The 8,894-nt window shown below is 48.8% G+C and carries 8 protein-coding genes; 6 read left to right on the forward strand and 2 right to left on the reverse strand.

Annotated features, from left to right (window positions below):
- Positions 1–646 precede the first annotated feature (646 nt).
- From treP to BLA28_RS32540, 6 genes are all read left to right on the forward strand, one after another.
- Positions 647–2,611 (forward strand): PTS system trehalose-specific EIIBC component, encoded by a 1,965-nt coding sequence (treP, locus tag BLA28_RS32520; protein WP_069158824.1) that lies wholly within the window; start codon positions 647–649, stop codon positions 2,609–2,611.
- A gap of 13 nt (positions 2,612–2,624) precedes the next feature.
- Entirely contained in the window at positions 2,625–4,271 is a 1,647-nt protein-coding gene (gene treC / locus BLA28_RS32525; RefSeq protein ID WP_069158825.1) for an alpha,alpha-phosphotrehalase, read from the forward strand.
- Between the two features lie 563 nt (positions 4,272–4,834).
- Positions 4,835–5,065: a Fic family protein gene (locus tag BLA28_RS34860; RefSeq protein WP_408607647.1), complete on the forward strand. Its 231-nt coding sequence runs from the start codon at positions 4,835–4,837 to the stop codon at positions 5,063–5,065.
- Positions 5,022–6,170 carry an aldo/keto reductase gene (locus BLA28_RS32530; RefSeq protein WP_069158826.1) on the forward strand — a complete coding sequence of 383 codons (1,149 nt, stop codon included), beginning with the start codon at positions 5,022–5,024 and terminating at the stop codon, positions 6,168–6,170. The genes BLA28_RS34860 and BLA28_RS32530 overlap by 44 nt, the downstream gene beginning before the upstream one ends.
- Before the next feature lie 27 nt (positions 6,171–6,197).
- Entirely contained in the window at positions 6,198–6,623 is a 426-nt protein-coding gene (locus BLA28_RS32535; RefSeq protein ID WP_069158827.1) for a hypothetical protein, read from the forward strand.
- Between the two features lie 23 nt (positions 6,624–6,646).
- Positions 6,647–7,099: a YaiI/YqxD family protein gene (locus BLA28_RS32540; protein WP_069158828.1), complete on the forward strand. Its 453-nt coding sequence runs from the start codon at positions 6,647–6,649 to the stop codon at positions 7,097–7,099.
- Positions 7,100–7,172: 73 nt separating this feature from the next.
- Here BLA28_RS32540 and BLA28_RS32545 read toward each other — a convergent pair whose 3' ends face one another.
- Together BLA28_RS32545 and BLA28_RS32550 are read right to left on the reverse strand one after the other, a co-directional pair.
- Positions 7,173–7,991, reverse strand: a complete 819-nt coding sequence (locus BLA28_RS32545) for an ElyC/SanA/YdcF family protein (RefSeq protein ID WP_069159133.1) — start codon at positions 7,989–7,991, stop codon at positions 7,173–7,175.
- A 76-nt stretch (positions 7,992–8,067) separates the two neighbouring features.
- The gene (locus tag BLA28_RS32550) at positions 8,068–8,844 is read right to left on the reverse strand and encodes a methyltransferase (protein WP_071699755.1); all 777 of its coding nucleotides are present in this window, start codon (positions 8,842–8,844) and stop codon (positions 8,068–8,070) included.
- Positions 8,845–8,894: the final 50 nt, after the last annotated feature.

An 8,894-nucleotide genomic window follows, 5' to 3' on the forward strand; every position in this document is an offset into this window, starting at 1 on the left:
GATATTCCTGAGACTCGATTTTTTGTTTCAGATCTTTGTAAATGGATTCGTATTTGGCTTTTGGCATGGTTGATTCCTTTGCTTGTTTAAACATCTATTCTTATTATAAACGAATGGAGGCGGAAGTCAAGGGTGTGGGGGGGACGATAAAAACGAAAGGTACCAGCCTCCTGGCCTCCCTGGGTCCGTATGCGGGGGCGCTCTCTATGCTTCGGCGGATGCAGACAAAAAAAGGGGCTGTATCTAACTGTTTCGTTTCCGTCCTCCGCTGCCAACGCGGCTTAAACTCCTCCCGTTGGTCGTCAGACAGCGCCGCTAAGGGCGGGCAGCGGAGGACGGAAACGAAACAGTAAGATACAGCTCCCTTTTTTTGAGATGCATCCGTCGAAGCATAGAGAGCGCCCCCGCATACGGACCCAGGGAGGACGGGAGGCTGGTACCTTTCGTTTTTATCTGTGTTACGTATTGGCAGGCGAGGGGAGGGAAGAATGGGAGAAGAATATATATTATATGATAAGGGATGGGGATGAGTAGGGAAATGGTAAAAATATTATAAATGAGTTGACTTGTTTAAACAAGTGTGATATAAAAGAGATATGAGGTACTTGTTTAAACAAGTTGATGCGAGAAGGGCGGAGGAAAAAAGATGGGAAAATATGCTGAGGATGCGAGGGAATTGTTGGAGTTGATTGGGGGGAAGGAGAATATTGGGGCGGTTTCGCATTGTATGACTCGGATGCGGTTTGTTTTGAATGATCCGGGGAAGGCGGATGTTGCCGGGATTGAAGGGATGAAGGCGGTGAAGGGGAGTTTTACGCAGTCGGGGCAGTTTCAGGTGATTATCGGGAATGGTGTGGCGGATTTTTATAATGATTTTGTGGCGGTTGCAGGTGTGGAAGGGGTGTCTAAGGATGCGGTGAAGCAGGCTGCGAAAAAGAATCAAAATGTGCTGCAGAGGGCGATAACGGCGATTGCGGAGATTTTTGCTCCTTTGATTCCGGCGATTATTGTCGGAGGGTTGATTCTGGGGTTCAGAAACTGTATCGACAGTCTGTATTTGTTTGAAAACGGTACGAAGACTTTGGCGGAAATGAGTCAGTTCTGGGCTGGTATGGATAGTTTTCTTTGGCTGATTGGGGAGGCGGTTTTCCATATGCTTCCGGTGGGGATTTGCTGGTCTGTGACGAAGAAGATGGGGACTACGCAGATTCTGGGGATTATATTGGGGCTGACGTTGGTTTCGGGGCAGCTGCTGAATGCTTATTCGGTGGCTACTACGGCGGCTGACAGTATTCCTTATTGGGATTTCGGGGCTTTCCGTATTAATATGATTGGTTATCAGGCGCAGGTGCTTCCGGCTATTCTGGCGGCGTTTACTCTGTGTTATCTGGAGAAGTTTTTCAGGAAGATAACGCCTCAGGTGATTTCTATGGTGGTGGTGCCTTTCTGCAGTCTTTTGCTTTCGGTGGTGGCGGCTCATTTTATTCTGGGGCCTATTGGGTGGAAAATCGGGTCTGCTATATCTTCTGTGGTGTATGCGGGAATTACGGGGTCTTTTAAAGTGGTCTTTGGGGCTGTGTTCGGATTTGTTTATGCTCCGCTGGTTATTACGGGGCTTCATCATATGACGAATGCGATAGACCTTCAGCTGATTGCGGATTATGAGGGGACTATGCTGTGGCCGATGATCGCTCTTTCGAATATCGCGCAGGGTTCTGCGGTGCTTGGTATGATTTGGCTGCAGAAAAGGGATGCAAGGGCTCAGGAAGTGAATGTCCCTGCCTGTATATCCTGTTATCTGGGGGTGACGGAGCCTGCTATTTTCGGTGTGAACCTGAAGCATATGTTTCCTTTTATCTGCGGGATGATTGGTTCTGCCTGTGCCGGTGTGGTGTGTGTGGCAGCGGGTGTTACGGCGAATGCTATCGGTGTGGGAGGTCTTCCGGGGATTCTGTCCATCAAGCCGGTATTTATGCCTATGTTTGCAGTTTGTATGGCGATTGCAGTGGCGGTTCCTTTTCTGCTTACGGCTGTTGTGGGGAAGAAAAAAGGACTGGTTACGGGAAATAGGGCGATGGAAAGGGTACCGGAGGAGAGCGGGAGTCTGGAAGGCAGCGGCGTTTCGGGCGGCAGCAGGGATGAAAATATGGGGAAAGGGCAGGCTTTCCGGGCATTTCTGGATGGTATGGTCATTCCTTTGAAGGAAGTGGGGGATGGTGTTTTTTCAGAAGGGATCATGGGAGAAGGGCTGGCTGTACGGCCGGAAAATGATACGGTTACTTCTCCGGGGGCAGGAACGGTTATTGTGATGATGGAGGATTCCCGTCATGCGGTGGGGCTGCTCATGGATAACGGGGTTCAGCTTCTGATTCATGTGGGTATTGATACGGTGGATATGAAGGGTGACGGTTTCACTTATCTGGTGAAGCAGGGGGAGCGGGTAAGCGCAGGTTCACCGCTCATCCGGTTTGACAGGGAAAAAATAAAGAAGGCCGGGCATCCTGATGTGACGGTGTGTGTTGTAACGGATGCGGGTGAGGCGGAGAATATCCGCATACTTACCGGTATGCGCGGAACCGCAAATGAGACGGAAATTATGGTATTTGAGTAGAGGAGCAGAAAAAATGGCAGATTTTAAAGATAAGGTTGTTTATCAGATTTATCCGAAGTCCTTTCAGGATTCCGACGGAGACGGGATCGGGGATTTAAAAGGGGTCATCAGCAGGCTGGATTATCTGGAAAAGCTGGGAGTGGATTATCTTTGGCTGACGCCGTTTTTCCGCTCTCCGCAGAAAGATAATGGTTATGATGTGGCGGATTATAGGAGTGTGGATCCGGTATTCGGTACCATGGAGGATCTGGAGGTGCTGGCAGAGCAGGCCGGAAACAGGGGAATAGGGCTGATGCTTGATATGGTGTTTAATCATACCTCCACTGAGCATGAATGGTTCCGTCGGGCTCTGGCAGGGGAACAGAAGTATATGGATTACTATTTTTTCAGGGACGGGGAGGTGGATAGGCCTCCTACGAACTGGGATTCCAAATTCGGGGGCCCGGCCTGGGAGTATGTGCCTCATCTGGGGAAGTGGTATCTTCATCTGTTTGATGTGACGCAGGCTGATCTGAACTGGGATAATCCTGAGGTTCGGGAGGAACTGAAAAAGGTTATCCTTTTCTGGAAAGAAAAAGGAATCCGGGGATTCCGGTTTGATGTGGTGAATCTGATTTCCAAACCGGAGGTCTGGGAGGATGATTGGGAGGGGGACGGCAGAAGGTTTTATACGGATGGGCGGCATGTGCATAAATTCCTGAAGGAGCTCACGGCGGATACGGGGATTGGGGATTTGGTGACGGTGGGGGAAATGTCCTCCACTTCGCTGGAAAACTGCATCCGTTATTCCAATCCGGAGGAAAAAGAGCTTTCCATGTGTTTTAGTTTTCATCATCTTAAGGTGGATTACAAGGATGGCAATAAATGGGAGCTGATGGAACCGGATTTGGGGGAACTGAAGTCTATTCTTAAAAAGTGGCAGCTGGGAATGCAGGAAAATGATGGGTGGAATGCTGTTTTCTGGTGCAACCATGATCAGCCGCGAATTGTTTCCCGGCTGGGGGATGAGGGAAAATACAGGAAGGAATCCGCTAAGATGCTGGCGGCAGCCATTCACCTGCTTCGGGGAACTCCCTATATTTATCAGGGGGAAGAGCTGGGGATGACAAACGCCGATTATACGGATATCATTCAGTACCGGGATGTGGAGAGTCTGAATTATTATCAGATTCTGCTGGAGCGGGGCAAAACGAAGGAGGAGGCGCTGAAGGTGCTTTCCTGTCGGTCCCGGGATAACGGGCGTACTCCTATGCAGTGGGACGGGACGGAGAATGCGGGATTTACTTCGGGCACGCCGTGGATAGGGTGTCCGGATAATTACAGGGAAATCAATGCTTCGATGCAGGTGGAGGATGAGGATTCGGTTTTTCATTTTTACTGGGAACTGATTGCGCTCAGAAAGCGGAAGAAGGTGGTTGCAGAGGGAAGAATAGAATTTCTGTGTGATGACCAGCCGGAGGTGTTCGCTTATCGGCGCAGCCTGGAGGGGGAAGAACTTCTGGTGGTGAATAATTTTACCTCCCGGTCTGTTACGGCGGGGATTGTTATGGGAAAAGGTGATTATGTAAAGATTCTGGGGAATTATTCCGGGGAGCCTGAGAAGGGGACGGAAGGGGTGCGGCTTCGTCCTTTTGAAACGGCGGTGTGGGAAAGGAAATGATATAGGTATAATGCTGAGACAGAAGCCGACGGGCAGGAGGCAGGGGAGAATTATAGATAGTGCATTTCGAGAAAATGTTATTCTGCTGTCAGAGAATGGGTTAAGAGAATTGATGTAGGAATGGACGATGGATGATGCAGTAATCAGAGACAGCCGGGTTATGCGAAAATACTGAAAGTTGTTAAAAAACTGCCGTTTTGCTGAAAATATTCAGTTTGCGGCAGTTCTTTATTTCCGTATAAGATGTTTTGTTTTGCCGATTCTATTTTATACAGGACTGAACTGTTGCCAGGATTGTATATGACACACAGAATAGAGTGGAAAAAGGAATCCGAATATAGTACAATAATTTGCAGAAGTGATAATATTCTTTTTATGTGTCGAGGATTGAGAAGATACAGGAAGCGTGCGAATCCTATGGCGGCCCGTTGCCGGAATATGAGATATCAAAAAGTGGGATTATGGTTTTATGTAAAGCTTGCAATTCTTATTTACAGCTAATAAATGATGGTCTTGTACAAAGAGAACAAGAACATGGACAAGAAAGTGACTAAGATATTGTAATTAAAAATTTATTATTTTGTAAGGAACCGAAAACAGTAAAAGAAATTATGGCAAAATTTAATATACCTAATCGCTCTTATTTGAAACGGCATTATATGGATCAAATGTTGGAGGAAGGGTTGTTGAAGATGACAATTCCTGAACAACCCCATAATAGGAATCAAACACATGCAAGGAGGATAACGAATGAGGTACAGAGAATTAGGAAAAACTGGGCTTTCCGTCAGTGAAATCGGGCTGGGCGGAGAATGGCTGGAACGTCACAATGCGGGAGAGGTGAAGGCGGTTATAGACCGGTGTGAGGAACTGGGGATTAACATCCTGGACTGCTGGATGTCGGAACCGGAAGTGCGCTCCAAGATCGGGGCGGCGATCGCAGGGAAGAGGGAGCGCTGGATCATCCAGGGACATCTGGGATCCACGTGGCAGAACGGGCAGTATGTGCGTACCCGGAATCTGGAGCAGGTACGCATTGCCTTCCAGGATCTTCTTGACAGGATGGGAACGGATTATATTGATCTGGGCATGATTCATTTCGTGGATGAGAAGGCGGAATTCCTGCGTATCATGGAAGGGGAATTCATTGATTATGTGAAGGGGCTGAAGGCTCAGGGCGTCATCCGCCACATCGGTATAAGTACCCATAATCCGGAGGTGGCCAGGATGGCGGCGCTGAGCGGAGTCATTGAAATGATTCTTTTCAGTGTGAATCCGGCATTTGATCTGCTTCCTGCGTCAGAGGATCTGAATGAGTATTTTAAAGAAACCTACGAGGAGCAGCTGGGCGGGATCGCTCCGGAGAGGGAGGAGCTATACCGGATCTGTGAAAGAGAGGGTGTGGGAATAACCGTTATGAAGGGGTATGCAGGCGGGCGTTTGTTCCAGGCGGAAACATCACCCTTCGGTGCGGCTCTGACTCCGGTTCAGTGTCTGCATTATGCGCTTACCAGGCCTGCGGTGGCAAGCGTTATGGCAGGATTTGATACGCCGGAGCATGTGGATGCTGCCGTGGCCTATGAAACGGCGACGGAGGAAGAAAAGGATTATGCCAGCGTTCTGGCAAACGCGCCTCATCATGCTTACAGCGGACAGTGTACCTATTGCGGCCATTGCGCGCCCTGTCCTTCCAGAATTGATATCGCCATGGTCAATAAGCTGTATGATTTGGCGGTGATGCAGGAAGAAGTACCGGCGACCGTCAAGGCGCATTACAGCCAGCTGTCTGTGAATGCGGGGGACTGTATTCAGTGCGGCGGATGTGAAACGCGCTGTCCTTTCGGAGTCAGGATTGTGGAACGGATGGAGAAAGCGAAGGCTTTGTTCGGTCAGGCATAGAAGGAGCGGGAAAATTCGGGAGAGGCTATGAAGAAGGAAGATTTGCTCAGGGCCGGCTGCATGGTGCCGGATACTCTGCAGGAGGCCATACGGTCAGGACGGCAGGATATGGCAGAGGGGGATGAGGAAGCGCTGGAAACATATATCTGTCGTCTGCTGGAGGAGAACGGAAGAGAGAATACCTATTTTGACTTTTATTTCGGAACTCTTTCCAAGGAGGAACAGAGCAGAGCGGAGACGGTTCTTTCCTCAGAACAGGTACGGTTTCTGCATGCATATGGCCTGCCGGACAGCAGGGAGGATGTTTATTTCCCTTTTGAGGAAAGCCTGTTTGCCATAGCGCTCAGGCTTTCTGTAACGCAGATGCTGTTTTCCACCTTTTATTTTCCGAGGCTCCGTAAAACGGTCTGGAGCAGCTATGAAGGGAAATTTATTGTCTTTTCATATGATTAGACGCAGGAAAGGAACTATAATCAATGCAGATATTGGTAGATGCGGATGCCTGTCCGGTAGTGGAAATTGTGGAAAAGCTCGCGCGGGAAAGGAAAATTCCCGTGATACTTTTGTGTGATGCGAATCATGTCCTGAACTCTGAATACAGTGAGGTCAGGGTGATAGGCGCAGGAGCCGATGCGGTGGATTTTGCACTGGTGAGCCTTTGCAGGAAAGGGGACCTTGTGGTGACGCAGGACTATGGCGTAGCGGCAATGGCTCTGGGGAAAGGGGCCTATGGGATTCATCAGTCCGGAAAGTGGTATACCCGGGAGAATATTGATCTGATGCTGATGGAGCGGCATCTGGCGAAAAAGGCGCGCAGGGCATCTTCCAAATATCATGGAAAAGGGCCGCATAAGAGACAGGCGGCGGATGATATCCGGTTTGAGGAGGAATTGCGCAGGCTGTTGGATTTTGCGCAGAAGGGGGAATGAGGGGACCGGAAAAGGGCGGGAGCTGCTGTTTATCGTGGCTGTGCCCACAGGGTAAGAAAAGAGGGGAACGCCGTCAGGCGCTTCCCTCTCCTTTGATTGTGGCATAAGCGGGATTGGCAGTTCTGGTAAGATCCCCGTAATTTTCTTTTATATAAGCATAAGCCTTTTCCACATGTTCAGGGATGTCCACATGGGCGATAAAGTTTTTCCCTTGAGGGCCATATCCTTCAGAATCATCGCGGAGGCGGGGGATTTCTCCCATGAGCAGGGTGATATATCGTTCCATATCCCAAAGGCCGGTAATGGTATTATCCCGGAAGGCGAGGGCGTTATTTTCGACAATGACTTCAGCCTGGTAACAGGCAAAATTAATAATCCGGCTGTGGGCATCCAGATATTTTCGGAACCCGGCATCCATACGCAGCTGCATGGAGGCATCCTGCATCAGGAGAATCGTGTCATGGGGAAGGCCTTCTTTTTTTATGAGTTCCAGGGCGTTGGTCACGTTATTGCCGCAGTTGGTGGAGGCTGTTTCCAGATAGTCAGGGGAGATGCCGTATTTTTGGGATAAATATCCGGCGAACACTTCGGCTTCGGATTTTCCCTCCGTGAGGAGTCCGGGACAAAGGGCGGCCATTTTCCGGCGGAGACTTTCCGTCGTATGTCCTTCTCCTCCCACAATCAGATAATGCGCGGCGATTTTTTCACGGACGGCGTCTGCGAAAAGTTCTGCGGCGCAGGGGATGCTTCCGCCGAATAAAAGAAAGAGATCGACGCGGGGAATTCCATAGCTTTCCATAAGGTTTTGTCTGGATAGTGCGTTTATGTCTCTGCGGCCGCAGAAACGGCCTACTATATTGATGCATTCCGCTGTTTTTTCTAAGTTTGTCATTTTGGCTCCTGTCTGGCTTTTTTGCACGAATTCCGATATGGGCGGCCCGGCTTTGCTGTTGTTTTCAGGAAGATGCTCATTTGGCATGACTGCACTTTCTGATGACGGCATACATGATCGTTGGAAAATCAGGCATAATTGATGTGATTCCGCTTTCTGTCAGTTCAAGGCTGTTATTGGTTATTTCTTTGCCTAATGTGTCAAAATTAACCTTTCTGCACGAAGTCCCGGCTATCAGCAATTCTGTGCCGGTGGTTTCGTGGATCCTTTTTTGCAGGTCAAAAGCGCTTTGTATATCGGAACGGGATTCTTCTTTACCGTCGCCCATGGTACACAGGAGTGCAAAGCCGTCATCTGTGAGATGATTGGATATAAATTGATAAAACCTTCTTCTGTCCTCATCCAAAACTAACATGTGAAGCACGGAAACGGCATAGATAAAGCCGAATTTTTCATCCAGATGCTGCGATAAGCAATCTAAAACCTGAAAGCAATTTGAATAATCCGGGAACCACTCTTTACAATGCTCTATGGCTACAGGAGAGATATCCGTGGCGGTTACATGATATCCTTTTTCCAGCAGATAAACAGCGTCCCTTCCCTCCCCGCAGCCAATTTCAAGAATTTTCATGCGGTCATCTGTTTTATACTTGTCTCTTATACACATCGCGATGTGTATAAGAGACAGTTCCTCCACCAGCTGGGCAACAGCCCTTCGGATGGTGTTTCTGGAGCAGCCGGAGATTTCCACCATGGTGTTTTCTGAAGGAAGAAGTTCCTGGCAGTGATATTCCTGAGACTCGATTTTTTGTTTCAGATCTTTGTAAATGGATTCGTATTTGGCTTTTGGCATGGTTGATTCCTTTGCTTGTTTAAACATCTATTCTTATTATAAACGAATGG

The sequence above is a fragment of the Eisenbergiella tayi genome (assembly GCF_001881565.1).
In the GTDB taxonomy this organism is placed as follows: domain Bacteria; phylum Bacillota; class Clostridia; order Lachnospirales; family Lachnospiraceae; genus Eisenbergiella; species Eisenbergiella tayi.

Excerpts from the sequence above, each read along its gene's own strand:
- BLA28_RS32550 (WP_071699755.1), bottom strand. The coding sequence starts at position 8,844 with ATGCCAAAAGCCAAATACGAATCCATTTACAAAGATCTGAAACAAAAA.
- treP (WP_069158824.1), top strand. The coding sequence starts at position 647 with ATGGGAAAATATGCTGAGGATGCGAGGGAATTGTTGGAGTTGATTGGG.
- treC (WP_069158825.1), top strand. The coding sequence starts at position 2,625 with ATGGCAGATTTTAAAGATAAGGTTGTTTATCAGATTTATCCGAAGTCC.
- BLA28_RS32540 (WP_069158828.1), top strand. The coding sequence starts at position 6,647 with ATGCAGATATTGGTAGATGCGGATGCCTGTCCGGTAGTGGAAATTGTG.
- BLA28_RS32545 (WP_069159133.1), bottom strand. The coding sequence starts at position 7,991 with ATGACAAACTTAGAAAAAACAGCGGAATGCATCAATATAGTAGGCCGT.
- BLA28_RS32530 (WP_069158826.1), top strand. The coding sequence starts at position 5,022 with ATGAGGTACAGAGAATTAGGAAAAACTGGGCTTTCCGTCAGTGAAATC.
- BLA28_RS32535 (WP_069158827.1), top strand. The coding sequence starts at position 6,198 with ATGAAGAAGGAAGATTTGCTCAGGGCCGGCTGCATGGTGCCGGATACT.